Source organism: Polaromonas sp. CG_9.5 (assembly GCF_035984465.1).
Lineage (GTDB): Bacteria > Pseudomonadota > Gammaproteobacteria > Burkholderiales > Burkholderiaceae_C > Polaromonas.
The window spans coordinates 101,676-126,913 of the sequence record NZ_JAXCHR010000009.1 but is presented as its reverse complement, the minus strand read 5'-3'; the positions used below and the strand labels follow the sequence as shown (position 1 = coordinate 126,913).

General features: G+C 55.5%; 28 protein-coding genes. 13 read left to right on the top strand and 15 right to left on the bottom strand.

Annotated elements, in window-relative coordinates; translation table 11 throughout:
- Positions 1–40: 40 nt before the first annotated feature.
- Together clpS and icd are read right to left on the bottom strand one after the other, a co-directional pair.
- Positions 41–409 (bottom strand): ATP-dependent Clp protease adapter ClpS, encoded by a 369-nt coding sequence (gene clpS, locus RCH06_RS09440; protein ID WP_327081202.1) that lies wholly within the window; start codon positions 407–409, stop codon positions 41–43.
- Between the two features lie 143 nt (positions 410–552).
- On the bottom strand, positions 553–1,812 hold the full coding sequence (gene icd, locus RCH06_RS09435) for an NADP-dependent isocitrate dehydrogenase (RefSeq protein ID WP_327081201.1): 1,260 nt from the start codon (positions 1,810–1,812) through the stop codon (positions 553–555).
- 381 nt (positions 1,813–2,193) lie between these two features.
- Here icd and RCH06_RS09430 point away from each other — a divergent pair, with 381 nt between their 5' ends.
- The gene (locus RCH06_RS09430; protein ID WP_327081200.1) at positions 2,194–2,391 is read left to right on the top strand and encodes a hypothetical protein; all 198 of its coding nucleotides are present in this window, start codon (positions 2,194–2,196) and stop codon (positions 2,389–2,391) included.
- Positions 2,392–2,566: 175 nt separating this feature from the next.
- Positions 2,567–2,980 carry a DUF192 domain-containing protein gene (locus RCH06_RS09425; RefSeq protein ID WP_327081237.1) on the top strand — a complete coding sequence of 138 codons (414 nt, stop codon included), beginning with the start codon at positions 2,567–2,569 and terminating at the stop codon, positions 2,978–2,980.
- A gap of 79 nt (positions 2,981–3,059) precedes the next feature.
- On the opposite strand, the gene RCH06_RS09420 is transcribed toward RCH06_RS09425, so the two are convergent.
- Together RCH06_RS09420 and xseA are read right to left on the bottom strand one after the other, a co-directional pair.
- Positions 3,060–3,641 (bottom strand): superoxide dismutase, encoded by a 582-nt coding sequence (locus RCH06_RS09420; protein ID WP_327081199.1) that lies wholly within the window; start codon positions 3,639–3,641, stop codon positions 3,060–3,062.
- A gap of 67 nt (positions 3,642–3,708) precedes the next feature.
- Entirely contained in the window at positions 3,709–5,028 is a 1,320-nt protein-coding gene (gene xseA / locus RCH06_RS09415; RefSeq protein WP_327081198.1) for an exodeoxyribonuclease VII large subunit, read from the bottom strand.
- Between the two features lie 342 nt (positions 5,029–5,370).
- Between xseA and RCH06_RS09410 the strand changes: the two genes are divergently transcribed.
- From RCH06_RS09410 to adk, 6 genes are all read left to right on the top strand, one after another.
- Entirely contained in the window at positions 5,371–6,003 is a 633-nt protein-coding gene (locus RCH06_RS09410; protein WP_327081197.1) for a MotA/TolQ/ExbB proton channel family protein, read from the top strand.
- A gap of 76 nt (positions 6,004–6,079) precedes the next feature.
- Positions 6,080–6,505 (top strand): ExbD/TolR family protein, encoded by a 426-nt coding sequence (locus tag RCH06_RS09405; protein ID WP_327081196.1) that lies wholly within the window; start codon positions 6,080–6,082, stop codon positions 6,503–6,505.
- A gap of 38 nt (positions 6,506–6,543) precedes the next feature.
- Positions 6,544–7,575: a tetraacyldisaccharide 4'-kinase gene (gene lpxK, locus RCH06_RS09400; RefSeq protein WP_327081195.1), complete on the top strand. Its 1,032-nt coding sequence runs from the start codon at positions 6,544–6,546 to the stop codon at positions 7,573–7,575.
- Positions 7,556–7,738, top strand: coding sequence for a Trm112 family protein (locus RCH06_RS09395; RefSeq protein ID WP_327081194.1), 183 nt, complete (start codon positions 7,556–7,558; stop codon positions 7,736–7,738). The genes lpxK and RCH06_RS09395 overlap by 20 nt, the downstream gene beginning before the upstream one ends.
- 22 nt (positions 7,739–7,760) lie before the next feature.
- Complete coding sequence (kdsB, locus tag RCH06_RS09390) at positions 7,761–8,546, top strand: 3-deoxy-manno-octulosonate cytidylyltransferase (protein ID WP_327081193.1); 786 nt, start codon at positions 7,761–7,763, stop codon at positions 8,544–8,546.
- Positions 8,547–8,702: 156 nt separating this feature from the next.
- Positions 8,703–9,359, top strand: a complete 657-nt coding sequence (gene adk / locus RCH06_RS09385) for an adenylate kinase (RefSeq protein WP_327081192.1) — start codon at positions 8,703–8,705, stop codon at positions 9,357–9,359.
- Between the two features lie 80 nt (positions 9,360–9,439).
- On the opposite strand, the gene RCH06_RS09380 is transcribed toward adk, so the two are convergent.
- The 7 genes from RCH06_RS09380 to RCH06_RS09350 all read right to left on the bottom strand — a co-directional run bounded on the left by RCH06_RS09380 (position 9,440) and on the right by RCH06_RS09350 (position 15,505).
- Positions 9,440–10,372 carry an asparaginase gene (locus RCH06_RS09380; protein ID WP_327081191.1) on the bottom strand — a complete coding sequence of 311 codons (933 nt, stop codon included), beginning with the start codon at positions 10,370–10,372 and terminating at the stop codon, positions 9,440–9,442.
- Positions 10,373–10,976: 604 nt separating this feature from the next.
- The gene (gene ybgF, locus RCH06_RS09375) at positions 10,977–11,717 is read right to left on the bottom strand and encodes a tol-pal system protein YbgF (protein WP_327081190.1); all 741 of its coding nucleotides are present in this window, start codon (positions 11,715–11,717) and stop codon (positions 10,977–10,979) included.
- Between the two features lie 36 nt (positions 11,718–11,753).
- Complete coding sequence (pal, locus tag RCH06_RS09370) at positions 11,754–12,308, bottom strand: peptidoglycan-associated lipoprotein Pal (protein ID WP_327081189.1); 555 nt, start codon at positions 12,306–12,308, stop codon at positions 11,754–11,756.
- Positions 12,309–12,352: 44 nt separating this feature from the next.
- Positions 12,353–13,642, bottom strand: a complete 1,290-nt coding sequence (tolB, locus tag RCH06_RS09365) for a Tol-Pal system beta propeller repeat protein TolB (protein ID WP_327081188.1) — start codon at positions 13,640–13,642, stop codon at positions 12,353–12,355.
- Between the two features lie 11 nt (positions 13,643–13,653).
- A complete protein-coding gene (locus tag RCH06_RS09360; protein ID WP_327081187.1) occupies positions 13,654–14,496 on the bottom strand; it encodes a glycosyltransferase family 2 protein in 843 nt (280 codons plus the stop codon).
- Complete coding sequence (locus tag RCH06_RS09355; RefSeq protein ID WP_327081186.1) at positions 14,496–15,263, bottom strand: glycosyltransferase family 2 protein; 768 nt, start codon at positions 15,261–15,263, stop codon at positions 14,496–14,498. The genes RCH06_RS09360 and RCH06_RS09355 overlap by 1 nt, the downstream gene beginning before the upstream one ends.
- 32 nt (positions 15,264–15,295) lie before the next feature.
- The gene (locus tag RCH06_RS09350; protein ID WP_327081185.1) at positions 15,296–15,505 is read right to left on the bottom strand and encodes a hypothetical protein; all 210 of its coding nucleotides are present in this window, start codon (positions 15,503–15,505) and stop codon (positions 15,296–15,298) included.
- Between RCH06_RS09350 and RCH06_RS09345 the strand changes: the two genes are divergently transcribed.
- Both RCH06_RS09345 and msbA read left to right on the top strand, forming a co-directional pair.
- Complete coding sequence (locus tag RCH06_RS09345; RefSeq protein WP_327081184.1) at positions 15,504–16,679, top strand: O-antigen ligase family protein; 1,176 nt, start codon at positions 15,504–15,506, stop codon at positions 16,677–16,679. The two genes, RCH06_RS09350 and RCH06_RS09345, sit on opposite strands and share 2 nt — an antisense overlap.
- A gap of 8 nt (positions 16,680–16,687) precedes the next feature.
- Positions 16,688–18,445, top strand: a complete 1,758-nt coding sequence (gene msbA / locus RCH06_RS09340) for a lipid A export permease/ATP-binding protein MsbA (protein ID WP_442799633.1) — start codon at positions 16,688–16,690, stop codon at positions 18,443–18,445.
- Positions 18,446–18,519: 74 nt separating this feature from the next.
- On the opposite strand, the gene RCH06_RS09335 is transcribed toward msbA, so the two are convergent.
- On the bottom strand, positions 18,520–18,936 hold the full coding sequence (locus tag RCH06_RS09335) for a hypothetical protein (protein ID WP_327081183.1): 417 nt from the start codon (positions 18,934–18,936) through the stop codon (positions 18,520–18,522).
- 522 nt (positions 18,937–19,458) lie between these two features.
- On the opposite strand from RCH06_RS09335, the gene RCH06_RS09330 reads away from it, so the two are divergent.
- Genes RCH06_RS09330 through RCH06_RS09320 form a run of 3 tightly spaced genes read left to right on the top strand, consistent with a single transcriptional unit; the run spans position 19,459 to position 21,722 of the window.
- Positions 19,459–20,226: a basic amino acid ABC transporter substrate-binding protein gene (locus RCH06_RS09330; protein WP_327081182.1), complete on the top strand. Its 768-nt coding sequence runs from the start codon at positions 19,459–19,461 to the stop codon at positions 20,224–20,226.
- 19 nt (positions 20,227–20,245) lie between these two features.
- Positions 20,246–21,013 (top strand): amino acid ABC transporter permease, encoded by a 768-nt coding sequence (locus tag RCH06_RS09325; RefSeq protein ID WP_327081181.1) that lies wholly within the window; start codon positions 20,246–20,248, stop codon positions 21,011–21,013.
- Positions 20,991–21,722, top strand: a complete 732-nt coding sequence (locus tag RCH06_RS09320; RefSeq protein ID WP_327081180.1) for an amino acid ABC transporter ATP-binding protein — start codon at positions 20,991–20,993, stop codon at positions 21,720–21,722. Before RCH06_RS09325 ends, RCH06_RS09320 begins: the two co-directional genes overlap by 23 nt.
- A 250-nt stretch (positions 21,723–21,972) precedes the next feature.
- On the opposite strand, the gene RCH06_RS09315 is transcribed toward RCH06_RS09320, so the two are convergent.
- The 3 genes from RCH06_RS09315 to RCH06_RS09305 form a co-directional block, all read right to left on the bottom strand.
- A complete protein-coding gene (locus RCH06_RS09315) occupies positions 21,973–22,185 on the bottom strand; it encodes a DUF3820 family protein (RefSeq protein WP_327081179.1) in 213 nt (70 codons plus the stop codon).
- A 2-nt stretch (positions 22,186–22,187) separates the two neighbouring features.
- Positions 22,188–22,550, bottom strand: coding sequence for a translation initiation factor Sui1 (locus RCH06_RS09310; protein WP_327081178.1), 363 nt, complete (start codon positions 22,548–22,550; stop codon positions 22,188–22,190).
- A 174-nt stretch (positions 22,551–22,724) separates the two neighbouring features.
- A complete protein-coding gene (locus RCH06_RS09305; RefSeq protein WP_327081177.1) occupies positions 22,725–25,208 on the bottom strand; it encodes a penicillin-binding protein 1A in 2,484 nt (827 codons plus the stop codon).
- Between the last annotated feature and the right edge of the window lie 30 nt (positions 25,209–25,238).

Sequence of the window (25,238 nt, the reverse complement as noted above, 5' to 3'; positions counted from 1 at the left end):
AATTCTTGAACTCACAAGAGAATATTGTCCGGTTTTGCTTTTATTCAATGGGTTCGCTGACACATTGCAAAGGATGGCCATTTTTTCGCGATGCTTCAGTGACCTGATCAACCTTGGTGGCTGCCACGTCTCGGGAGAATACGCCGCAAATCCCTTTGCCATCAAGATGGATCTTGAGCATGATCTGAGTCGCGGTTTCGAGGTCTTTGTTGAAAAACTCTTGAATCACCACCACGACAAACTCCATGGGTGTGTAGTCATCGTTGAGCAGCACCACCTGGTACATCTGCGGCGGCTTGGTTTTTTGCGGTCGGCGCTCCAGAACGACAGAGTCACCTCCGTTGACATCGGCGGGTTTGACGGCGGGGGCTGGCGGTCGAGTGGGAGTTTTGGGGGGTTTGGTTGCCATGGAATTCATTCTAGCCATCGGTTTCGTTCAATGCATCGGACAATGGAATTGGTGGCACTCAAGCCGATTTGCAACGCCACCAAGAAAAAAACCGCCTCAGGATTGCTCCCGGGCGGTCTGGACTTTAAAAAAGTCCTATCTGTTTACATGTGGTCAATCATTACTTGGCCGAAACCGGAACAGCTTACTTGCGTCGCACCCTCCATGAGCCGGGCAAAGTCGTAGGTGACTTTCTTCGATTTAATCGACTTTTCCATTGAACTGATGATGAGGTCAGCAGCCTCAAGCCAGCCCATGTGACGCAGCATCATTTCAGCAGACAAGATCAGGGAGCCGGGGTTGACATAGTCTTTGCCGGCATATTTTGGCGCTGTGCCATGGGTCGCTTCAAACATCGCAATGGTGTCGCTCAGGTTGGCGCCGGGGGCAATGCCGATGCCGCCCACCTGTGCGGCCAGCGCGTCGGAAATATAGTCGCCGTTCAGGTTTAGCGTGGCAATCACGCTGTATTCGGCGGGACGCAGCAAGATTTGTTGCAGGAACGCGTCGGCAATCACGTCCTTGACGACGATATCCTTGCCCGTTTTCGGATTTTTGAATTGGCACCACGGGCCACCGTCGATCAGTTCAGCGCCGAATTCATTTTGTGCCAGCGCGTAGGCCCAGTCACGAAAACCTCCTTCGGTGAATTTCATGATGTTGCCCTTGTGCACGATGGTCACGCTGGGCTTGCCATTGTCAATGGCGTACTGGAGCGCCTTTCGCATCAGGCGCTCGGTGCCTTCGCTGGAGACGGGTTTGATGCCAATGCCCGAGGTGTTGGGGAAACGGATTTTCTTGACGCCGAGTTCGTCTTGCAGAAACTGGATGAGTTTTTTTACCTTTTCGCTGCCCGATTCAAATTCGATACCGGCATAAATGTCTTCCGAATTTTCACGAAAGATCACCATGTTGGTTTTCTGCGGTTCCTTGACCGGAGAAGGTACACCGGCAAAATACTGGATGGGCCTCAGGCAGACATACAGATCCAGCTCTTGGCGCAGCGCCACGTTCAGGCTACGGATACCCCCGCCGACAGGTGTTGTCAGCGGCCCTTTGATCGACACCACATAGTCTTTGACGGCATGCAGGGTTTCTTCTGGCAGCCACACATCGGGGCCATAGACTTTGGTGGACTTTTCACCCGCAAACACTTCCATCCAGTGAATTTTTTTCTTGCCGTCGTAGGCTTTGGCAACGGCTGCATCAACCACTTTCAGCATCACCGGAGAAATGTCCACCCCCGTGCCATCGCCCTCGATAAAAGGAATGATGGGCTCGTCAGGCACATTCAACGAGTTGTCGGCATTGACAGTGATTTTCTGGCCCTGGGCGGGCACTTTGATGTGCTGATACATGTGCAAAATTCTCCGGTAAGCGTAGATAGCGCCCTCTGCGAGACACGCTAACTCTATCAATTTAGGTAAAAGCATTTAAATTTTAGCGGCTAAATTTCATATAAAAAAATTTAGCCACTCGTGTCAACGCTTTGCAAGCAGCTTCGTTACGGTAATACCTCCGAAGTTTTCGGAGTGTTTTTCAATCAAAATCTGCCTTAACAACCGCCCCAGGAATTACAGATGAACAAGATCCTCGCTACATTGATCGCAGGCCTTTTTGCTGCTGGCGCTTATGCGCAAGCACCTGCGGCGGCCCCAGCCAAAGCTGCAATGCCTGCCGTGGCAGCCATGCCGGCAACACCTGCTGTTGCCGCCGCACCTGCTGCTGCCGTAAAACCTGCAGCCATGACCAAAGAAGAAAAAGCTGCCGCCAAAGCGGCCAAGAAAGAAAAAGCAGCCGAAGCCAAAAAAGCAAAAGCTGACGCTATGGCTGCCAAAAAGGCCGAAGCCGCTGCCGCAAAAAAGGCAAAAGCTGAAGCCATGGCTACCAAGAAAGCTGAAGCCGCTGCTGCAAAAAAGGCAAAAGCTGAAGCCAAAAAGTAATTCCTGGCAACTTCAGTCAAAAAGCCCGCCACGTGCGGGCTTTTTGACGAGCGTCGTTTATGCTGATGACTTAATTCCAAGCAGGTGCGCGTCAATGTATTTAAAGTCTTGTTCCGTTATCTTTGCCAGAGCTGGCAAAAGTCTGCTGCCGCTCGTGGCTATCGCGGCTCTGCAGATGCCAATATGCGCAATTGCACAGGAAATACCGCAAACAAATTTACAGCACATCCAGCTTACGGCCGGCATGTATGTGATTGATGCCCAAGTGGCCATGACGCCCGATCAGCGGCAAATCGGGCTGATGCAGCGCAAGGACATGGCCCAGCACGAAGGCATGATTTTTGTGTTCGAGCAAGCCAGTCAGCAATGCTTCTGGATGAAAAATACAATTTTGCCCTTGACCGCTGCTTTCGTGGCCGATGACGGCACCATTGTGAACATGGCCGACATGAAACCCCAAACCACCGACTCGCACTGTTCGACGCAACCGGTTCGCTATGTGCTGGAGATGAACAAAGGCTGGTTTGCCAAGAAAGGCATCAAGCCCGGGAGCAAACTGGCAGGGCCGATTTTTGAAGCCGCGCGCTAACGCTGCAAACCACACAAAAAAAGCCGACTTCAAGTCGGCTTTTTTTTGCGTCTCAATCGCGGTTAAGCGATGTCAAGCATCAGGCGAAATTTGCCTCGGCAAATTCCCAGTTCACGAGGTTGGAAAGGAAGGTTTCCACAAACTTCGGACGCTGATTGCGGTAGTCGATGTAATAAGCATGCTCCCATACGTCCACCGTCAGCAACGCCTTGTCGCCTGTGGTGAGCGGCGTGCCAGCAGCACCTGTATTGACGATGTCCACCGTGCCATCGGCTTTTTTGACCAACCATGTCCAGCCTGAGCCGAAATTACCGACAGCAGACTTTACAAAGGCTTCCTTGAAAGCAGCGTAGGAGCCGAATTTAGCGTTGATGGCGTCAGCCAGCGCGCCCGAAGGTTCGCCACCGCCCGAAGGCTTCATGCAGCTCCAGAAAAAAGTGTGATTCCATATCTGGGCTGCGTTGTTGTAGACGCCGCCGCTTGATTTCTTGACGATCTCTTCGAGCGTCATGGACTCAAACTCGGTTCCTTTTTGCAGGTTGTTGAGGTTGACCACATAGGCGTTGTGATGCTTGCCGTAGTGGTACTCAAGAGTTTCCTGGCTGTACTCTGGGGCCAGGGCGTCAATTGCATACGGAAGCGGGGGGAGCTTGTGTTCCATAAATTTCCTCGTGGTGGTTATTTGGGTTGATTAGATGTCCACTGACATGCCAGGGACATTGTAAAAACTAAATGAGCCGGCGTGCAGCAACTGTCAAATCGACCTCCCCATCCGCAAGGGTAGCGCGCACAGGCTGGCCGATGTGCGTCATTGTTGCCGCCGTAATGGGCTGGCCCTGCAAGTCTGACAGCCATGCATAGCCTCGCTGTAAAACCAGTTTCGGGTCCAGCAGTTCAAGGCGCATGGTTGCGTTTTGAAGTTGCTGGCGGCTGCGTTGCACGCTGGCATTGATTTCCTTGGTGAAACCCGTACCCAAAGCATCTAGCCGGGCCTGTTTGTGTAGCAGGTTGGCGCGAATCGAATGGCGCAGGTTTTGCGCAACCCCCGCCAATCGTGCTTGCTGGCGCGTGACCAGATGCGAGGGTTGGCTGACGCGCAACGCCGCCCGATCCAGCCGCTGGTTGTGCGATTGCAGTTGTCGCTCGACCCCGTTTTGCAGGCGGGACAAAACAATATCCAGCGCATTCAGCCCGCTGGCTTGAGGCTGTGCACACAACTCTGCCGCCGCCGTGGGGGTTGGCGCGCGCACATCGGCACAAAAATCAGCGATGGTGAAATCCGTTTCATGCCCCACGCCGCAAACCACGGGCATGGGCGACTCAATGATGGCGCGGGCCAGCGCCTCATCGTTGAAGGCCCACAGATCCTCCATAGCCCCGCCGCCGCGAACCAGCAGCAGCACATCAACCTGATCCTGCTCGCGTCGCCCGCCGGCTTTGCGCAACGCATCGCGCAACTCGCCTGCGGCCTGCGCGCCCTGCACGCTGGCCGGATAGATGACCACTGGAATATGCGGCGCCCGGCGCTGAAGGGCTGTGATCACATCATGCAAAGCCGCCGCCCCCAATGAAGTCACCACACCGATGGCACGCGGCATGAGCGGCAAAGGCCGCTTGCGAGCACTTTCAAAAAGCCCTTCGGCTTCAAGCCTGGCCTTGAGTTGCAGGAATTGCTCAAAAAGAGTGCCCTGTCCGGACTGGCGCATGGACTCAACCACCAGTTGCAACTCTCCACGCGGCTCATACACGCCCAGCCGTCCGCGCAATTCAACCAATTGCCCATCACGCGGGGAAAAATCCAGCAGCCCTGCAGCCCGGCGGAACATGGCGCAGCGAACCTGCCCCTGCGCGTCTTTAAGCGAAAAATAGCAGTGCCCGCTGGACGCACGCGAAAAACCGGTCAGCTCGCCCTGCACCGCCACAGGATTGAATCTGGCTTCTAGGCTATCGGCAATAGCCCTCAACAGTGAGCCGACCGGCCAGATTCGCACACCGCTGTCACGAGGCGCGCCAACAGGTTTTTCACGAGACAAAAAAGCATCAGCCATTGGCGTCTCCGGCATCTTCAGGCAGGAAGTAATTCACGACACCCGGCCAAAGGTTTGTCAAAGTGTCTGAAAGCCTCTGATAGCCCGATGAATAGGTATAACTCATTGATTTTAAATAAGATAGTTCTGCTTAAATTTTCATCGTTTTGTCACAATGACGGCCTGATGCGGGTTAGCGCGTCACTGCAACAGACTTATCCACAAAGTTATCCACAGATTTTGTGGGCTACTCAGGGCACATACTGTCCATCAAAACACTCAGGCGAAAGTCTCACCAAGCGCAAAGCGTGCCCATTGCCGTAAGCCATAATCCAGCACAAATAATCTGTATGGAGATGTGTATTGTTTTCGATCATACAAGCGGCTGGCTGGCCTATCTGGCCCTTGGTAGCTTGCTCCATAGCGGCGCTGGCACTGATCATTGAGCGATTTTCAAGCCTTCAACCAAATAAGATCATCCCGCCCAAACTGCTTGGTGAAGCGCTGATTGTTTCTCGTGGCGAAGTTCCGCCCCCGGATGTGATGCTCAAGCTGGCGCAAAATTCACTGCTGGGTGAAGTACTGGCCAGTGGCTTGTATGCGCTCAGCGCCAATCCGTACCTCACCGAAGCCGATCTGCGCTCTACTTTAGAAGGGGCGGGTCGGCAGGCAGCGCACAAACTGGAACGCTATCTGGCTGCGCTGGCCACGATTGCTTCTGCGGCACCTTTGCTGGGCTTGCTGGGAACGGTGATTGGCATGATTGAAATTTTTGGCTCCCAGACCGGCGGCAGTGGCAATGCAGGCGGCGGCAATCCGGCCCAGCTGGCGCAAGGCATTTCCATGGCGCTGTACAACACCGCTTTTGGTCTGATGGTCGCCATACCCGCACTCATTTTCTGGCGTTACTTCCGTGCGCGGGTAGACGGTTACCTGCTGACCATGGAACTTTCAGCCGAACGCTTTATGCGGCATCTCAATACACTGCGCAAGTAATCATGGCCTCCACGCTATTGACTGCGTTTGGTGCGCAACATTCACCAATTCATCAGCGTGCGCCAAGGGGGCTTTTATGAACTTTCGTCCTCATGCACGCGCAGAACCGGAAATCAACCTGATTCCATTTATCGATGTGTTGCTGGTCGTACTCATTTTTTTGATGCTCTCGACCACCTACAGCAAATTCACCGAACTTCAGGTCAAGCTGCCGACCGCCGATGCAGAGCAGCAGCGCGACTATCCCAAGGAAATCATCGTTGCTGTCAGCAGCGATGGCCGCTACATGGTCAACAAAACCCTGGTGAATGGCCGGGGGATCGAGGTGCTGGGCGCAGCCCTCAGCCTGGCAGCCAAGGCCGGCAAAGACAGCGTCATCATCAGCGCCGATGCCAGCGCCACCCACCAGTCCGTCATCAGCGTCATGGAAGCCGCACGTCGCCAAGGTCTGACGCAAATTACCTTCGCCACGCAAAGCGCTGCGCAGGCAAGCGCAAGGTAGGCGCAGGCCTTGGAAATCTTGTCAAACAGGCTTCAGGCGTGAAACAAGCTCTGCTAAAAGCCTGGCGCGTACGCGGCTGGCTGGCTTGGCTGCTCTGGCCAATCGCACAAATCCATGGCATTCTGGTGCGCGTGCGCCGGTCTTTGTACCGAAGCGGCTTTTTTGCCGTTGACCGCTTTGACGTTGCCATCGTTGTGGTGGGCAATGTCGTCGCCGGCGGGGCCGGAAAAACACCGCTGGTGATGGCCATCGTCAAACATTTGCAGTCGCAGGGATTGCAGGTGGGTGTGGTTTCGCGCGGTTACGGCCGTTCAAGCCAGGAAAGCCTGCAAGTCAGGCCAGAAACTCCGACTTATGAGTCCGGTGACGAGCCAGCGCTTATCCAGCGGGCGACAGGTGCTCCTGTTTTCGTAGCAAAACTGCGCACTGAAGCTGTGCGCAGTTTGCTGGCCCGCTACCCGGCAACAGACGTGGTGGTGTGCGACGACGGCCTGCAGCACTATGCTTTGTCGCGCAACATCGAAATTGCCGTGTTTGATGACAAAGGCGTGGGCAATGGCTGGCTGCTGCCGGCCGGGCCACTGCGCGAGCCTTGGCCTGAGCGCCTGCACCAAGGCGTCAATCTGGTTCTGCATACCGGATTGACGCCTGCTTTTGCGGGCTTCACTTCCAGCCGCAAACTGGCTGATTACGCCGTAGCGGCTGACGGCAGCCGGGTTGAATTCAACGCACTCGACCATCAGCCCTTGGTGGCGCTGGCGGGCATTGCCAATCCCGAGGCATTTTTTGACATGCTCAGATCACGCGGGCTGCGGCTGCAAAAAACCATCGCCCTGCCCGACCACCATGATTTCACGATGGAGGATCTGAGTGCTTTGACAGGCTGCACGGTGTTGTGCACGGAAAAAGACGCCGTCAAACTGTTCGCATTGACCGGCCATGCCGGGCTGAGGCTATTGGCTGTGCCACTGGAATTTTCACCCGAGCCGGCTTTTTTTACTGCCTTGAATGGACTACTGGCACCTTTGATTTCTCAATTACCATCTGATCATGGACACCAAACTACTTGAACTGCTGGTCTGCCCCGTCACCAAAGGGCGCCTTGAATACGACCGCGAAAAACACGAACTCATCTCGCGCAGTGCCCGCCTGGCCTATCCGGTGCGCGACGGCATCCCGGTCATGCTGGAAAACGAAGCACGACCCATGACCGATGAAGAGCTGGGACTGTGATGCCAAACCAGCTCTTGTGCGCATGAGTTTTTCCGTCCTTATTCCGGCGCGTCTGGCGTCCTCGCGCCTTCCCAACAAGCCGCTGGCCGATATCAACGGGGTGCCAATGGTCGTGCGGGTGGCCCAGCGCGCCTTGCAAAGCGATGCCGTTCGCACGGTGGTGGCAGCTGACAGTGCGGCAATCATTGACCATTGCTCGGCCTTCGGCATTCAGTCCGTACTGACCCGCATCGACCACCTCAGCGGCAGTGACCGGCTTGCTGAAGCCTGCAGCCTGCTCGGCCTGACCGACGAGGACATCGTGGTGAATGTGCAGGGCGACGAGCCGCTGATCGACCCTGCGCTGATCAATGCCGTTGCCGGCCTGCTCAGTGAGCGCCCTGACTGCGCTATGAGCACCGCCGCGCATTCGATTGACCAGCTGGCCGACCTGCTCAACCCTAATGTGGTCAAGGTGGTGCTTGATGCGCGCCAGACCGCGCTGTATTTCAGCCGCTCCCCCATTCCTGCAGCCCGCGACTTTGGTGCCAAAGCCTGGTGGGAAGCTGGCAGCGCGTTACCCAAGCCGCTCCGCCATGTGGGTCTCTACGCCTACCGGGTGGGTTTTTTGCGCCAGTTCCCCACCTTGCCGCAAGCCCCGCTGGAGCAACTGGAGTCGCTTGAGCAACTGCGTGCGCTGTGGCACGGCTACCGGATTGCCGTTCATGTCACAGACCGTGCGCCCGGCCCCGGCGTGGACACGCCAGAAGATCTGGAGCGTGTACGCAAAATCTTGGCCGATGCACCGCATTCCCCTGCGCCTGCGTAAGCTGCTGTCAAGGATGTGCATGATATCCTTACAAAAAACGTAAGTGGGACGCAGCCAAACGCTTGCAAAACCACTGCCGTCAAGCGGCTGACAGACCCATTTGCCTGTTGCCTTTTCAGCTTGACATCCAGAATTCATAATAATCAGAGGACTTCCATGAGACTTATTTTGTTGGGCGCGCCAGGCGCGGGAAAAGGCACACAAGCCACTTTCATTTGCCAAAAATACGCAATCCCCCAGATTTCTACAGGTGACATGCTTCGCGCGGCCGTGAAAGCGGGAACACCGCTGGGCATTGAAGCCAAAAAAATCATGGATGCTGGCGGCCTGGTCAGTGATGACCTGATCATCAATCTGGTGAAAGAACGCATTGCCCAGCCCGACTGTGCGCAAGGCTTCTTGTTCGATGGCTTTCCACGCACAATTCCACAAGCCGATGCCATGAAGGCAGCAGGCGTAAAAATCGATTACGTGCTGGAAATAGATGTGCCGTTTGACGCCATCATCGAGCGCATGAGCGGACGCCGCTCGCACAGCGTTTCAGGCCGCACTTATCACGTCAAATACAACCCGCCTAAAGTTGAAGGCAAAGATGATGTGACTGGCGAGCCGCTGATCCAGCGCGAGGACGACAAGGAAGACACTGTGGCAAAGCGCCTGCAGGTGTATAGCGATCAAACCCGCCCACTGGTTGACTACTACTCCAGCTGGGCCAAGGCTGCGCCCGATGTGGCACCCAAATACTGCGCCATCAGCGGCATGGGCAGCGTTGATGAAATCACAGAAAGAGCCTTCAAGGCCCTGTCAAGCTGAAGCAACTCACAAACTTCAGTATCAAGCCATCCAGCCGGATGGCTTTTTTCTGCGCGCGGCAATGACACAGGCCGCCCCGCTCAAGCCAGTAATTCGAGCATCAGCGCCACCCGTGCCTTCACCGGACTCAAGCCGTTCGAGTCCGCAATAGCATCGCCCGGCACGGGCAGCACCCGGCCATTGACGCAGCGCGTTGAGCGCACCACCCGCACGCCTGCCGCCTGGGCCTTGAGCAAGGCATGTTGCAAATCCTGGTGAACCGTGCCATTACCAGTAGCGGCCACCACCAGACCGTCGACGCCCTGATCAAGCAAAGCCTGCACAATGGCCCCGCTGGCACCTGCGTAACTCATGATGATTTCAACACGCGGCCATTTTGCTACTTTTTCAATCGCTACATGCGCCCGCTGTTCTTGCGCTACAGGCCAATTTCTCACTAATCTTAGACGACCTTCCTCGACATAGCCGATGGGACCGGCATCGCCCGAACTAAAAGCATCCAACTTATAGGGATGCACTTTTTGCACATCGACTGCGCCATGAATCGTGCCCGCGCACACGGCAACGACGCCACTGGCGCCCGCGTGGCGCGCAACCGCCAGTGCATCAAGAACATTTTGTGGCCCATCGGGCACCAGCGCTGTAGCCGGGCGCATGGCGCAGGTGATGACCACTGGTTTGTCAGGCCGGCACATGGCCTGCAGAAAATAAGCAGTTTCTTCCAGCGTATCGGTGCCGTGCGTGATGACGATGCCCTGAACATCGTCGCAGGCCAGGAAATAATTGACACGCTGGGCCAGTTGCTGCCAAACAGCAAAGCTCATGTCTTTGCTGTCAAGCTGCGCAATCTGCTCAGAAATGATCGGCCCGCCTTCAGCAAGCGAGGGAATATCGGCCAGCAATTGCGCGATACCCACCTGTGCTGCCGCGTATCCGACGTTGTCGAACGCGCTGGATGCACGGCCGGCAATCGTGCCGCCGGTACCGAGAATGACTATTTTTTTAAAATTCATGATGTGCAATTTTTTTATTCAAAGCTGTATGCAAACGCCAATTTTGAACTGGTTAACGAGATTTTGACAAGTTACCGGGCCAAGTAGAACGCTGAACACAGCAAAATTGGCACGCGCAGGCTTATCTGAACCCAGCATGACGCTTCGCTGAAAATGTAGCCTTCTTTATTGAGACGGCAGTCAACAACCGTTTCATCCACAGGCAACGTCAATCTGCGCGAAGAAGTTTGTGCCGGACATTTCCAGGAAGTGCTGTTTTTTCGCCTTAATGTGTGTCGCATCAAGCTGCCTCCGCTCAAAGAACGGCACAACCACGTTCCCCTGCTGATTAAGGGTTTTTACGTCGCTACTGTGAGTTACCGCTGGGCGAATCGCTGATCTTGAACCAGTGCCGGAAGGCGTGAGCCTTATGAAATGCGCCAAGCTAAATAAAAGCGACAACGCCCAAGGTAGGGCAACGATGTACCTTATGGATTCAGAACTGGCAAAATCACTCTGTTTTTAATAGCACAATATGCCCGTCAGAACTGCACAAAAGGCATATTTAGCACTCAAACGGTTATAAAGCGCATTCTATTTCTTTGTGCAACACCCAGACTTGGCACTACTTCATTTTGGCGAGTCGCTCCTTGGCGACAGAGGCAGCTTCTGATGCCGGATACTCTTTGACAAGATCTTCCAGCGCTTTTCGGGCCCCTTTGGCGTCCTTGAGCTCCACCAGGCAGTTGGCCATCGACAGCAACGCTTCTGGCGCACGAAGATGCTCGGGATCAGCAGTCACCAGTGCGCGGAAATTGATGACAGCCGACTTGTAGTCGCGCAAGGCATATTGCGCGTTGGCCAGCCAAAATAGCGAAGATGATTTGTAGCCGCTTTGCGGGTTACGTTTCATGAATGCAGTAAAGCTTGTTTGTGCTGCGGCAAACTCACCTTTGCGCAAAGTAGCAAGGGCAGTCTCAAACTCCTGCTTTTCAGCCGGCTCTACTGCAAATTCCTTACCGTCCACAGTCACCTTGAGGGGTTCGACCTTTCGCAGTCGCTCATCGACACCCTGCGTCAGGTCTTTCTGTGTGCGCTGCACGTCAGTAATGCCTCGGGTCAACTGCTCGGTTTGACCACGCAGGTTGGCCACCTCACCACGCAAAAGCTCAATCTGGTTTGACAGTTCAAGCAGGCTGCGGCGAAGCTGTGCATTGTCATCATTGACTTTTTTAAGCTCTTCTGTGGTGCGCTGCTGTGAAATATCGACCTTTTGCCGCAAATCCAGTATGGCCCTGCGCGCGCCATCGTCGTCAAAAAGAGCAGCCTGGGCGCCAAACGCCATGACACACGCTGCAACCGCCATGGAAAGTCTGAATAGTTTCACAGTAGGCCTGCCTGCTTAACGGTAACGGATCTCGGCACGGCGATTTTTTGCCATTGACGACTCATCAAATCCGGAAGTTGCCGGCTTTTCCTTGCCAAAACTGACTGCTTCTACTTGAGAGTCAGTCACACCCGACAGAGCCAAAGCCCGACGCACCGCCTCAGCACGTTTTTGACCCAAAGCCAGGTTGTACTCGCGTCCCCCGCGTTCATCGGTGTGGCCCTCAATGGCTATTTTCCGGGAGGTGTTAGCCGCCAGGTATCTCGCATGCGCTTCGATAACACTTTGAAATTCAGGCTTCACCACGTAGCTATCAAAGTCAAAGTAAATGGTTTTTACGGTGTTGGCCGGGCCCGCCAAAGAGCCTTCAGTTGCGTCTATTTGTACAGGTGCGACACCCCTGCCGGCTGCTGCTGCTGCTGCGGCAGCCGCTGCTGCATCATCAGCCAGCTGGCTGCTTGACGACTTGTCTTGAACCGGTACATCCGCAAGTTTGACATTGGAGCCGCAAGCAACCAAGGTGGTAGCAAGGACAAGAGACGAGATGATGGAAGAAAAAATGCGCTTCATGAGTTACCCCTGCTGAAAGAAAAAGATGAACGTTGAATTATTGACTAGCGCTGGAACGGGCCCCAGTCAGGCTCACGAATATCGCCGCTGGCTCCGGACAAACGCGCCTTTATCTTGCCGTCCAGCGTGGTGGTCATCAAGGCTTCTTTGCCCTGTTGCTGGGTGGCGTAAACGATCAAGCGGCTGTTCGGTGCAAAACTGGGGCTTTCATCCGCAGAAGTATCGGTGATGGCTGTCGCCGTTCCGCTGGAGAGATCCATGACATGCAGCTTGTATCCACCGCCTACCCGTGAAACATAAGCCAGCCAGCGTCCATCAGGACTGGGGGCCGGTGAAATGTTGTAAGTACCGGTAAAGGTCACGCGCTCAGCGTTGCCGCCGGCAGGGTTCATGCGATAAATCTGTGGCGAGCCTCCCCGGTCACTGACAAAATAAATCGATCGTCCATCTGCAGAAAATGCGGGTTCTGTATCAATGCTGGATGACTGGGTCAAACGCTTGGGCTCACCACCATTGAGCCCGATTGAAAAAATTTGCGAACCGCCGGCCTGGCTCAAAGTGGCAACCAGCTGGGTTCCGTCCGGAGACCAGGCGGGGGCACTGTTTGAGCCTTTGAAATTTGCCAGCAAACGACGCTTTCCGGTAGCCACATCGTGCGAATAAATCACCGGCTTGCGGGACTCAAAAGAGACATACGCCAACTGCGAGCCGCTGGGCGACCAGGCTGGCGAAATAATAGGTTCAGGACTGGCCAGGGCTGACTGGGCACTTTCCCCATCGGAGTCGGCCACCCAAAGCGTGTAGCGCTGCCCGGCCTTGGACACATAAGCGATGCGTGTGGAAAAAATACCTTTTTCACCCGTCAGCTTTTCATAGACAAAGTCAGAAACACGGTGCGCCGAAAGACGTAAGTCAGGTTTGGTAACGGTGTAGCTTTGACCGCCCAAGTCTTGCTCACGCACCACATCCCACAAACGAAGACGCACATCAAAGCGGCCGTCTGCAAGGGGTGAAACACTGCCAGTCACTATCGCATCAGCGCCTTTTTGCCGCCAGCTGGCCAAGTCTGGCCGGGTGTTTTCGTCTGCCACCAGGCCAGCAGCGTCAACCCCGCGAAACATGCCGCTGCGCTCCAGATCAGCCTTGACGATGCTGCCGATTTTTTGCGGGGATTGGGCTTCACCCCGAAACGGGGCGATGACGATAGGCAACTGGGTCATGCCCACACCAGAAACCTCTACGCGAAATTGGGCAAAGGCTGGCATGGATGAAAATGCGCCAGCCGTCAAAAGGCTGACAACGGTACGACGATTTAAAGAGGGTGTGATGCGCATAGAATTTTTGATCAGTCCAATTGTGTGATTTTGACAGGCGAGCAGGCCTCAAGCTCGCTGAGTCCTTTTTCAGCCCGAATCAACCCCGTGCTCATACGTTGCACGACCCGGTTTTTATTGACAGATTCCTGGTCTCTGGTGTTTTCTAGATGCCAAAGATGAAAAACCTCTGTCGCCATAAATCCATTTTTACGCTGTACGCCCAAATGGGTGAGTCGAAGAACAAGGTCAGCATCTTCATGGCCCCATCCCTGGAAGGTTTCATCGAAGCCATTGACGTTAACGAAATCATTGCGCCAAATACCGAGGTTGCAGCTTCGAATTCCGCGCCAATGAAAACCTTTTTTTACCCTGAATAAGGAGAAAGGCCAGCGAAGAAGGTGTAGCAGTTTGTTGGTGTCACCCCGGTACCTGGCCTGCAGCCACAAGAAAGTTGTCCATCGTAGCAAATCAACTTCACCTGCAACCACTTTCGCCGTAAGTTGTTCACTCAACAGCACCCGGCTGCCATTGACGAAAAAACCTGGCTCCGCAAGACGCATGTGCTGGGCTACAAATTCCCTGTTGGGAATGCAGTCTCCATCAAGAAACACCAAGTATTCGCCTTTGGCCAAATGAGCAGCCAGATTGCGGGCGCGTGCGGCGGTAAATCCGCTGTCAGGATGCCAGACGTGGCGAACAGGGCATTTGAACGCAGGACAGCGCTCGATGAGCATATTGACCTGATCGGCTCTCGAACCATCATCAGCAATCAGGACTTCATGCCCTGCATGGCATTGCCCAGATAAGGATCGCAGCACAGCAAGCAAGGCATCTGTCCTGTTGTAGGTCAGAACAATAAAGCTGACTTTCATTACGCTGAAGGCGCTTTATGGGCCGCTTGCTGAAGAAGCCATAACTTCAAGTACCTGTAATACGTACCTTCTGCATTGGAAATTGCAAGAACCAGCCCCAAGCGGCCATCGAGAAATCCAAGGCGCAAAAAATAAGTCCGGAAAAAAGCCCAGAACCCGTGCCCCAGCGCTTTGCTGAGAGACGCTGTCTTGCGTTTGTTCAGCAAGCTTTTGGCACCTGCGCTTGAATATCGATTGGTTTTATCAAGGACTGCTTCAAGGTCTCTGAAACTTTCATGCAACAACGGTGAATGCAAAACACCGACCTTGCTTGAAGTCAGGATTTTTTCATGCACAAGGTCATCGGAGAACCGGGCCGAATGACGGCGAAACAAGCGCGTTACACGATCAGGGTACCAACCGGAATGGTGCATGTACTGCCCGCAATAACTGGAAAGGCGCGGGAAAGAATAAACGTCAAAATCATTGGACTTGATCGCAGCGAGGATTTCAGCTTGCAACTCGGGTTGCACGCGCTCATCGGCATCGATTGACAGCACCCAGTCTGAATCTGCCAATGCCAGTACCCGGTTTTTCTGGACGCCGAACCCCTGCCAATCGGCGTTGGTACTGACTTTGGCACCCAGCGCTTTCGCAATCTCGACGGTGTTATCCGTGCTTCCAGAATCCAGCACGATGACCTGATCTGCAAAGGCTACTGAGCGCAGGCAAGCCTCAATGTTATGCGTTTCATTTTTGGTGATAACTGTGACGAACAAGCTTGGCAAGGGGCTCCTTTTTATAACGATTGCCAGAGTTTTTAAGCAACCGCCTTACCCTGATTTGCGTAAAGCATAGCAGAGCGTCCTCTGTATATCAGCGGTTCGCCGCATTGGGGAATCATCGATAATGCGGGCAAATCATCACCCGCCACTTGACCCATTTTGTTAATAAAGACGATAAATTTCCGGCTTGCTGCCATCTGCTTTGCTGCGGCTTCCGTGGGATTGTCGATGGTGATCATCAGCATGGCCAAGCTTTTACTGGTGGTCTGTGGCCTGACAACATTGCTATTCGCCAGGCGCCTGCCTGCGATTGAAAAACCGCTGGCTGAAATGCGCACCCCGATTGCGGTGCTGATTGCATTTTTTGCTTTTGCTCTCAGTCTTTTCTGGAGCGTGGCGCCACCTGCTGAAGCCTTGGAGTCTCTGGCCAAATATGGCAAGCTGATCATGATCATCTTGATGCTGCTCTTGATCCGTGACCGGCGCGAGGCTGGGTATGCGCTAGGGGCGTTTGTAGCGGCACAGATATTCCTGCTGGGAAGTTCATGGATGCTTTTCGCACATGTTCCTGTGCCTTGGGCAACATCGAATATGGCGCTGAGCGAGTACGCAGTATTTTCCAGCTACCTTGACCAAGGCATCATCAGCGCCGTATTTGCGGCAATTTGCTGGCATTTCAGGGCGTATGCACTTGGCCGGTTCGGTCGGCAAGCTGCTCTATTTTTGGCACTTACAGCGCTTGCCAACGTCTTTTTTGTACTGAGCGGACGCAGCGGCCATGTTGTTGCGATCGTGCTGCTATCCATGGCGGTCATGTGGGAACTTCCAAAGAAATACCGCGCAGTTGTGGTTCTGCTGCCGTTCCTTCTAGCATTGGGCTTGTTTTTCAGTTCAACCAAAGTGAGAGATCGATTGACTCTGGTCGAAACTGAAGTGCAATCGTATTCAAACCAAACAGCGCCTTCCACATCTACAGGCATACGACTTGATTTTTGGCTCACTGCGATGCAGGCGATTGCCCAGCATCCCCTCGCTGGCGCTGGCGTTGGCAGTTGGAGCACTGAATTCAACCGGCTTCAACGCGAGAAAAATCCTGCCCACCTTGATATTGACAGCAATGGAAATCCGCATCAGGAATACCTTATGTGGGGTGTACAGCTTGGCGTTCCGGGCATCCTTCTTCTGGTTGCGCTGATGTTTTCAATTTTTCGTGACACCATGAAAATGGAAAGACACCACGCTCGCGCAACGCAGTCCGTACTCTTGGCATTGGTCATTGCCTGTCTTTTCAATTCTTCCATTTACGATGCGCAGATTGGTGATTTTTTCTGCATTCTGATTGGCTTGCTGCTGGCTTTGGGCCTCAGCAAGCCTGCCATTGAAGAGGGTTCGATGCCACTATACGAGCACGCTACGTGACCAAATCTCTGGAAAAAAGCATTTCTGATCTGCCGCAAAAGCAAACGTTGCTGCGCAGGCTGGGGCGCGTCTGGCCGTATTTCAGCGGCTCGCGATCGGGCTGGGCGCTGGCCATAGGCGCGACCATCGTGGCCTCAGCGACAGAGCCGTTTGTGCCCGCCTTGCTCAAGCCATTGCTTGACCGTGGATTTCAGCAGGACTCGTTCAACCTCTGGCTGGTCCCGCTCACTTTGATGATGCTCTTCATCATCAGAGGGCTGTCCGGGTTTCTTGCGCAGCTTGCACTGGCCAAGGTGACGAACGACGGGCTGCTCCAGCTGCGCAAGGCCATGTTTGGCAAACTCCTGAGTGCCCGCCTGACCTTGTTTACCGACCAGAATGCCAGCACCATTGCCAACACCGTGGTGTACGAAGTGTTCAACGGCTCATCGTCATTGATCAACGCCGTCATGCGGCTTGCCCGTGACGTGCTGACACTGCTGGCGCTGATCAGCTATCTGATTTACCTGAACTGGAAGCTGACGCTGATCGTTGGCTTCCTGTTTCCTGCGGTCGCGTTTGTTATCCAGGTCTTGTCCAAACGCCTTTACCGTTTGACTAAAGAAAGCCAAACGGCCACCGACAGCCTGGCTTATGTCGTGGAAGAAAATGTCATGGCGCATCGCGACGTTCGCTTGCATGGCGCGCAAGCCAGCCAAGCGGGCCGGTTTGACAGCTTGAGCCATTCCCTGCGCCACCTGTCAATGAAGTCCACTGCAGCCTATGCAGGCATGAGTGCGATCACCCAGGTGCTTTCAGCAATGGCATTGTCAGCCGTCATTTCCATCGCATTGATGCAAAGCGCCGAAAACACGACTACGGTGGGCGGCTTTGTGGCGTTTGTCACTGCCATGCTGCTCTTGATTGCCCCAATCAAAAGCTTGTCGGATGCCACCACGCCCATTACGCGCGGACTTGCCGCACTGGAGCGCGGCTTGGACCTGATGGACTTGACTTCTGATGAAGCCAGCGGCTCGTTCGTGAAGGCAAGAGCGGCAGGCGACATTGAGTTTTCCAATGTCAGCGTAAGCTATAAAACAGACGCGACACCTGCACTTCAGGGGTTCAGTCTTTCCATCGCAGCGGGCGAAACCCTCGCCATTGTGGGCGCTTCGGGTTCCGGGAAAACAACGCTGGTGAACCTGTTGCCCAGATTTATTGACATGACCACTGGCAGCATCACGCTCGATGGACAGGAAATTCGGGACTGGGATCTGTTGTCTCTGCGTGCGCAATTTGCTTTTGTGAGCCAGCATGTTGTCATGCTCAACAGCAGCATCGCCGATAACGTGGCGCTGGGACAAGATGTCAACAGGGCGCGTATCGAAGAAAGCCTGGCGGCCGCCAATTTGGGCGCACTGCTTGCCCAGCTTCCGGACGGAATGGACACCGTTCTGGGGCACAACGCCATGCAGCTGTCAGGCGGTCAACGTCAGCGGCTAGCCATTGCGCGCGCACTTTATAAAAATGCACCTATCTTGGTTCTGGATGAAGCCACCTCTGCGCTGGACACAGAATCCGAGCTGGCCGTCCAGGATGCAATCAAGCGGCTGACGTCCCAGCGCACATCCCTGGTTATCGCGCACCGTCTGTCCACCATTCAAAATGCTGACCGCATCATCATGATGGATGCGGGGCAAATCATTGAGTCAGGCACCCACAAGGAACTGCTGGCAAAAAACGGGGCCTTTGCCCATCTTTACAGGCTTGGTTTTCAGGCCTCCTGAACTTTTGATGCTGGCTTATTGCAGCCGCTGGCCAAGTGATCATCGGGCAATGACGCAGACGTATTGACGTCGTTTCAGCGCGCCTGAATTTTTGTAAATGCGTGCATGTCCGCATAAAACTCGCTGTCTCCGCCGCGTGTGACTTGGTCTTCCACAGGTTCAACTTCCATTTCTCCCAGAAAACTTGACCGCATGCTGACTGCTGTCGGCAGTTTTTCTGCGCTCACCACAATGTAGGCAATGCCGCAGTCCAGCAGCAATGTTTCCTTGAGTTCGTGGCTGCCTTTGGTGAAGGTTGGCTTGCCTGACACGTCCACGCATCCGATGATTGTGCCGCCTGCTGTCGAGATGGTGAAGGTCGTGTAAATACCTTCGAGCAATTCCAGCCAGTGTTCGCTCTTGGCACGGCTATCGGCTAAGGTATTGGCATTGATGCTTGCGTTATAGGTGTCATGCAGCATCGTGAAGCGCAGGATCGGAACCTTCACCATGACGATATGGTCAGGAAAGCAGCTCCTTAACCAGACCCAGACTTTTTTTTCGTGGCCGCTGACGATTTTTCTGGCGCGCAGCGGCCAATGGTCAGGCAAACGCGGCTTGATCTTGGTTTTGCGGCGCAACCACGCTGCGCAAAGCAGGGCGCCCAGCGCTGACCCCGCCAACAGGCTCAGGCTTGATACCAGTAAAACCCCAGTGTTCAAAATATTTTTCCTTGGTTATCCGCTATGGCTGATGCGGTTGGCCCTGGCTGCACCCACCTGTCCCGGGATCAGCAAACTTTCGCCGGTTGTCACAAAACACTGCGCATCATTAACGACGTGGCAGCCTGCCGTCAAGTAGTCCGTGAAGATCAGTCTGGCGCATAAAAGACCTTCAAGACGCACGCCGTTGATTGCGCACGCAGCGACTCCAGAAAACGCCCCACATCTTGCGCGCGTTACCATTGCGTTCCCTTGTTTTCGTCCTGATCCAGTGCGATTAAACACCTACCTATTCACTCTTTGAGTTTCATCATGAATTTTCTGCACAAAATCGCGGCGGCGACCGGCATTGTTTTGTTCGCGCTTGGCAGCGTCCAGGCGCAAAACAAGGAACTGGTCGTTGGCTCCAGCGCCACTTACCGGCCTTTTGCCTACGAAAATCCGAACAAGGAAATCATTGGCTACGACGTGGACATCATCAAGGCAGTCGCCCAAAAAGCCGGCGTGCCCATCAAGATCGTCAATACGCCCTGGACCGGCATTTTTGCAGCCTTGAACAATGGCGATGTCGACCTGATCATCTCCGGCGTCACCATCAACGACAAGCGCAAACAGTCCTACGACTTCACGGCGCCCTATTTTGAAGCCCGCCAGCTGATTGCCGTGCACAAGGACAGCAGCGTCAAAACACTGAAAGACCTGGCCGGCAAAAAAATCGGCGTTGTCAATGGCAGCACGGGCGACGACATCGCCTCACGCCAGTTCGGCAAAACCAACTCCGACATTCGCCGTTTTGAAAGCACACCGGTCGTGATCTCCGAGCTGGTCAACAACGGCCTGGATGCCGCCATTGGCGACAACGGTGTGATTTCCTTCCGGGTGCAAGAGCACAAGCAGCTCAAAACTGTCAACGACCCGAGCTTCCCGAAAGAGTTCTTCGGCATCGTGGTCAAGCAAGGCAACAAAGCCTTGCTTGACAAGCTCAATGCCGGCCTGGTGGCTGTCAAGGCCGATGGCAGCTACGCGCAGATCTATAAGAAGTGGTTCAACGCTGATGCGCCTGTTCTGCCCGCGCAATAAACACTAAACGTCATTCTCTATGGAGCAAGTTCTCTGGTTCGGCTGGTTTCGGGCCGACATCATTTCAGAATATGCCGTGCTGTTTTGGCGCGGCCTTCAAATGACCATCGCCGTCACCCTGATCTGCATCGTTCAGGGTACGGCGCTTGGTCTGGCGATTGGTCTGGCGCGCGTGGCCGAAGCACGTCATTCCCCGGCCAAGCAATTATGCAAATACCTGCTGCAGTGGCCTTCAGCGGTGTATGTGAGCTTCTTTCGGGGCACGCCGCTGTTTGTGCAGATTTTGCTGATCCACTTTGCCGTGCTGCCGCTGTTTATCAATCCGACGGACGGCCTGCTGATTTCCGGAGAAACCGCACGCGAGCTGAAGCAAAACTATGGCGCCTTCCTGTCGGGCGTGGTGGCGCTGACACTCAATTCGGGCGCCTATATTTCCGAGATTTTCCGGGCCGGCATTCAGTCGATTGACCGGGGCCAGGTGGAAGCGTCGCGCTCTTTGGGCATGTCGTTTCCCCGGACGATGTACCACATCGTGCTGCCGCAGGCTTTTCGCCGCATGCTGCCGCCGCTAGGCAACAACGCCATTTCGCTGCTTAAAGACTCGTCGCTGATTTCCGCGATTGGACTGGCTGAACTGGCGTATGCAGCCCGCACGGTGGCCGGCGCTTATTCGCGCTACTGGGAGCCGTATCTGACCATTTCGCTCATGTATTGGGTACTCACGCTGGCCTTGGCCTATGGCGTCAAACGACTGGAGGACCGTTATGGACGAGGTGATTCGCGTTAAAGGGCTGACCAAACAGTTTGGCAAGCTCGCCGTGCTGCGCGGCATTGATTGCTCCATCAAGGCAACCGAAGTGGTGTGCGTTATTGGCCCTTCAGGCTCGGGCAAAAGCACATTTTTGCGCTGCCTCAATGGCCTTGAAGACGCGTCCAGCGGCGAGGTGCTGGTACACGGCATTTCGGTGCACGAACCCAAAACCGATGTCGATGCGCTGCGCTCGGAAATCGGCATGGTGTTCCAGCGCTTCAACCTGTTTCCGCACAAGACAGTGCTCGAAAACATCACGCTCGCCCCCACCAAGGTGCGCGGCCTGACCGGGGCGCAAGCGCGTCTGCGGGCCAGCGAACTGTTGGAAAAAGTCGGTCTGCTTGACAAGATCGACGCCTACCCGAATCAGTTGTCGGGCGGCCAGCAGCAGCGCGTGGCGATTGCACGGGCGCTGGCCATGCAGCCACGCATCATGCTGTTTGACGAACCCACGTCTGCGCTGGACCCTGAAATGGTCGGCGAAGTGCTGGCCGTCATGCAGTCGCTGGCCGAAGAAGGCATGACCATGGTGGTCGTGACCCACGAGATGGGCTTTGCCCGCCAGGTGGCCGACCGGGTGCTGTTCATTGACGAGGGGCTGGTGGTTGAAGAAGGCATACCGGCCGCGATTTTTGACCACCCCTCCGAAGAGCGCACACGCCGGTTTCTGAGCAAGGTGCTGTAAGCAGTGGGCGGGTTCTTGCTGCGCAGACCAGAATCGGTAGTAGCAGGAAACGCCGGTATCGCTGGCAACCCGTCGGGGCTGGAATGAGAATTTCAGCCCCGAATCATGACTTCAGCCAGTCATTTCACCGCCCGGCATGCTTGATGCCCTCAAAAAACCTGAATTCATGATAAAAAATGCCGCTTGCGCATACTGTACGGGCGCTGGCAGCTATTATTAATATAGCAAATGATGGTGGGCGGCAATGCGTTCAGCGTTTGCGCAGTGGATCCAGCAGCGACGACAGTCCGTTGTGGTCAATCTCGTGCATCAGCGCCAGCAGGCGGCCAATTTCACCTTTGGGAAAGCCTTCCCGGGCGAACCAGTTCAGGTAGTTTCCCGGCAGGTCGGCAATCAAGGTGCCCTTGTATTTGCCGAAAGGCATTTCGCGCTCCAGCAGCAGCGGCAAATCTTGCGCGCTCACGTTCAGCCCCCGGCCCGTTTGGCAGTAAAGCCCTGCTTGCCCAGTGCCTGCATCACCTGATCGCAATGGTCGCCCTGCACTTCAATCACCCCGTCTTTGACCGTGCCGCCCGAGCCGCAGGCCGCCTTGAGTTGCTTGCCCAATTGCATCAGCGCCAGCTCATCCAGCGCCAGCCCGGTGACCAGCGTGACTGTTTTTCCGCCCCGGCCTTTGGTGCTTCGGGAGACACGCGCCACGCCGTCAGATTTGGGAACTGCCTTGGTCAGCTTGCAAACGCAGGCTGAGATTGGCTGGCGGCAGTCCGGGCACATGCGTCCTGAATCGGTCGAATAGACAAGGCCGGTGTTGGAGAGTGCTTTTTTCATCATCAGGGTGTTGCGGTTGCGAAATACGAGGGGCCGATGGTTGAATCGTCAGGATGCTCACTGAATGAGTGGGCGAAAAGCTTGCTAAACCCGCGTTTATGAACCCAATCAGCCTCCAGCGCATGCAGCACGGGCGCAAGCAGCTATTTATTTAATAGCAATCAGCCAAGACACTCAACGCGGCTCAGGCGGTGCGCGGAATTCCGAAGCCGGGTAGTCAGGTGCGGCGTTGGGGGGCGGACGGTAAAACTCTGGACGCCTTGGCCTGCTGGAGTCTAGCGGCATCAGGTCATTCGGTATCGGCGGGCGCTGCACGTTCTGCTCCTGCCGTGGCATGTCCGGCTGGCGTAATGCTGGCGGCGGTGGCGGTGGCGGTGGCGGTGAAGCCGGGCCGTAGCCTATTGGGGGCACGGGCGGCAATTCGTTCAAGGGGATTGCGCGCGATTCTTCGGGCGGATAGTTGTTGTCGGGTGGCGGTGCGGCGTCATTTCCCTGACCTTGCATCGGTTCGGCATCGGCTGAAGGGTTGTCCTCGTCGGAGCTGATCGCGCCGGCGCTGGCGGGGGCCGCCGCAGTCGACGGGGCCTCAAAACGCGCTTGCGGGTCAATCACCTTGCTTTTCAGCGCGTGCTGGAAAAAATCACCCACTATAGGCAGCGCACTGCGCGCGCCCTGGCCCCAGCTGTCGCCCATCGTCACCCGGTTGTCGTTAAAGCCGACCCACGCGCCAGCCACCAGTTCCGGATGCATCAGGATGAACCAGCCATCGGTATTGTCTTGCGTGGTGCCGGTCTTGCCCGCCACATCGGCCTGAATGCCGAACCGGCTGCGAATGCTGGTGCCCGTCCCCCGGTCAACCACGCCGCGCATGGCGTCTACCAGCATTTGCGCCGTGGTGACGGACAGGGCGGTTTCCGGCGACTTGGCGCGAAACGCTTCAAGCACCCCGCCGTTGCGGTCTTCAACCTGCGTGAACAGCACCGGCTCGATGTAGTGGCCGTCGTTGGCAATCGTGCTGTAGCTCGACACCATTTCCTTCAGGGTGACGGGGCTGGTGCCCAGCGCGAGCGAAGGCACCCGTTCGAGCTTGCTCTGGCGCACGCCCAGGGCTTTGGCCAGTTGGGCCACTTTTTCGGGGCCCACCAATTGCATGACCTGGGCGGTGATGGTGTTTTTGGAATACATCAGGCCCTGGCGCAAGGTCAAGGTCGCGCCGCTCGGGCCGCCGCCATCGGTTGGCCGCCAGAAAGCGCCGTTGCCGAGCGGAATTTCCACGTTTCGATCGACAAACGTGTCGGTGGGTTTGGAGCCGTTTTCAAACGCAGCGCCGTACACGAAAGGCTTGAAGGTAGAACCTGGCTGCCGATGCGCCTGCTGGACATGGTCAAACTGGTCTTGTGTGAAGTCACGGCTGCCGACCCAGGCGCGCACTTGGCCGTCACGCGGGTCCATCGCCAAAAATCCGGCCTGCAAACGCGTTTTTTCGTCATGCAGCTTCTGCATGAACGCCTCGTCAGACTGTAATTTTTTCAGGGCGAGTTCTTCGGTTTCCCCGGCCTCAATGGCGGCCTTGAACTCGGGCGTTGCCCGGATGAACGCCTGCACCAGCTTGTTTTTGTTTTTCCAGCCCGCGCGCAGCCCCCACTGCGCATTGGCCAGGCGTTGCAGACTGTCGGCCTGACGCGCCACGGCGGCATTGGCCATTTTTTGCAAGCGCGAATCGATGGTGGTGCGCACCACCAGCCCGTCGGCATAGATGTTGTAGTTGTTGCGGTCAGCCCACTCGATCAGCCAGCGCCTGAGCTGCTGGGTAAAGTGAGGGGCCGGGCCGAGGGTTTCGATCTGCCGCTCAAAATCAATCTTGAGCGGCATTTTCTTGAGCGCCTCAAACTTGGCCTGCGCCAGTTTGTCATGCTTGACCATTTGCTTGAGCACGATGTTGCGCCGCTCGACGGCGCGTTCAGGGTTGATCACCGGGTTGTAGTAACTCGTGCCTTTGAGCATGCCGACCAGTGTGGCGCTTTCGAGCACATCGAGTTTGTCCGCCGACTTGTCGAAATACGTGCGCGCGGCCATTTCAATGCCGTAGGCGTTGTACAGAAAAGGCACGGTGTTCAGGTAAGTCTCCAGAATCTCGTCCTTGGTGTAGACCGACTCAATTTTCAAAGCCGTGATGGCTTCCTTGAGCTTACGTTTCAGCGTGGCCTTGCGGCCAATTTCTTGGGGGAACAGATTGCGCGCCAGTTGCTGTGTGATGGTCGAGCCGCCTTGCAGGTCGCCCTTGACGGTATGGAGCACGGCAGACACGGTTCGCGTCAAGTCCATGCCGTGGTGCTGGTAGAAGCGGTGGTCTTCGGTGGCGATCAGCGCGCCCACCACATGGGGTGAGATGTCGGCCAGCTTGACCCATTCGCGGTTGGCCCGCTTGAACACGGCCAGCTCTTCGCCATCGGCCGACAGCACAACAGACGGCCTGGCGTCCCTGACATTGTTCAGATCGGAAATGCTGGGCGTGAAGGGAATCAGCGCCAGCGTATAGAGCAGCAGCAGGACGGGAATGGCCAGAACAGCCAAGACGATCTGGCGCCGGGTGAGGTGACGCAGCCGGTCAGGAAGGCTGAAAGCAAATTGCTTGAAACGGGGCAGGAGCATTTTCATTGCCGCGATTCTAGGGTGCGGCCGCCCACC

What these genes read in the sequence shown, in the direction of transcription:
- clpS (WP_327081202.1), bottom strand. Translation starts at nt 409, where the DNA reads ATGGCAACCAAACCCCCCAAAACTCCCACTCGACCGCCAGCCCCCGCC.
- RCH06_RS09430 (WP_327081200.1), top strand. Translation starts at nt 2,194, where the DNA reads ATGACCAAAGAAGAAAAAGCTGCCGCCAAAGCGGCCAAGAAAGAAAAA.
- RCH06_RS09425 (WP_327081237.1), top strand. Translation starts at nt 2,567, where the DNA reads ATGCCAATATGCGCAATTGCACAGGAAATACCGCAAACAAATTTACAG.
- RCH06_RS09420 (WP_327081199.1), bottom strand. Translation starts at nt 3,641, where the DNA reads ATGGAACACAAGCTCCCCCCGCTTCCGTATGCAATTGACGCCCTGGCC.
- xseA (WP_327081198.1), bottom strand. Translation starts at nt 5,028, where the DNA reads ATGGCTGATGCTTTTTTGTCTCGTGAAAAACCTGTTGGCGCGCCTCGT.
- RCH06_RS09405 (WP_327081196.1), top strand. Translation starts at nt 6,080, where the DNA reads ATGAACTTTCGTCCTCATGCACGCGCAGAACCGGAAATCAACCTGATT.
- RCH06_RS09395 (WP_327081194.1), top strand. Translation starts at nt 7,556, where the DNA reads ATGGACACCAAACTACTTGAACTGCTGGTCTGCCCCGTCACCAAAGGG.
- kdsB (WP_327081193.1), top strand. Translation starts at nt 7,761, where the DNA reads ATGAGTTTTTCCGTCCTTATTCCGGCGCGTCTGGCGTCCTCGCGCCTT.
- adk (WP_327081192.1), top strand. Translation starts at nt 8,703, where the DNA reads ATGAGACTTATTTTGTTGGGCGCGCCAGGCGCGGGAAAAGGCACACAA.
- RCH06_RS09380 (WP_327081191.1), bottom strand. Translation starts at nt 10,372, where the DNA reads ATGAATTTTAAAAAAATAGTCATTCTCGGTACCGGCGGCACGATTGCC.
- ybgF (WP_327081190.1), bottom strand. Translation starts at nt 11,717, where the DNA reads ATGGCGGTTGCAGCGTGTGTCATGGCGTTTGGCGCCCAGGCTGCTCTT.
- pal (WP_327081189.1), bottom strand. Translation starts at nt 12,308, where the DNA reads ATGAAGCGCATTTTTTCTTCCATCATCTCGTCTCTTGTCCTTGCTACC.
- tolB (WP_327081188.1), bottom strand. Translation starts at nt 13,642, where the DNA reads ATGCGCATCACACCCTCTTTAAATCGTCGTACCGTTGTCAGCCTTTTG.
- RCH06_RS09360 (WP_327081187.1), bottom strand. Translation starts at nt 14,496, where the DNA reads ATGAAAGTCAGCTTTATTGTTCTGACCTACAACAGGACAGATGCCTTG.
- RCH06_RS09345 (WP_327081184.1), top strand. Translation starts at nt 15,504, where the DNA reads ATGGCCAAGCTTTTACTGGTGGTCTGTGGCCTGACAACATTGCTATTC.
- RCH06_RS09350 (WP_327081185.1), bottom strand. Translation starts at nt 15,505, where the DNA reads ATGCTGATGATCACCATCGACAATCCCACGGAAGCCGCAGCAAAGCAG.
- RCH06_RS09335 (WP_327081183.1), bottom strand. Translation starts at nt 18,936, where the DNA reads ATGGTGAAGGTTCCGATCCTGCGCTTCACGATGCTGCATGACACCTAT.
- RCH06_RS09330 (WP_327081182.1), top strand. Translation starts at nt 19,459, where the DNA reads ATGAATTTTCTGCACAAAATCGCGGCGGCGACCGGCATTGTTTTGTTC.
- RCH06_RS09325 (WP_327081181.1), top strand. Translation starts at nt 20,246, where the DNA reads ATGGAGCAAGTTCTCTGGTTCGGCTGGTTTCGGGCCGACATCATTTCA.
- RCH06_RS09320 (WP_327081180.1), top strand. Translation starts at nt 20,991, where the DNA reads ATGGACGAGGTGATTCGCGTTAAAGGGCTGACCAAACAGTTTGGCAAG.
- RCH06_RS09310 (WP_327081178.1), bottom strand. Translation starts at nt 22,550, where the DNA reads ATGAAAAAAGCACTCTCCAACACCGGCCTTGTCTATTCGACCGATTCA.
- RCH06_RS09305 (WP_327081177.1), bottom strand. Translation starts at nt 25,208, where the DNA reads ATGAAAATGCTCCTGCCCCGTTTCAAGCAATTTGCTTTCAGCCTTCCT.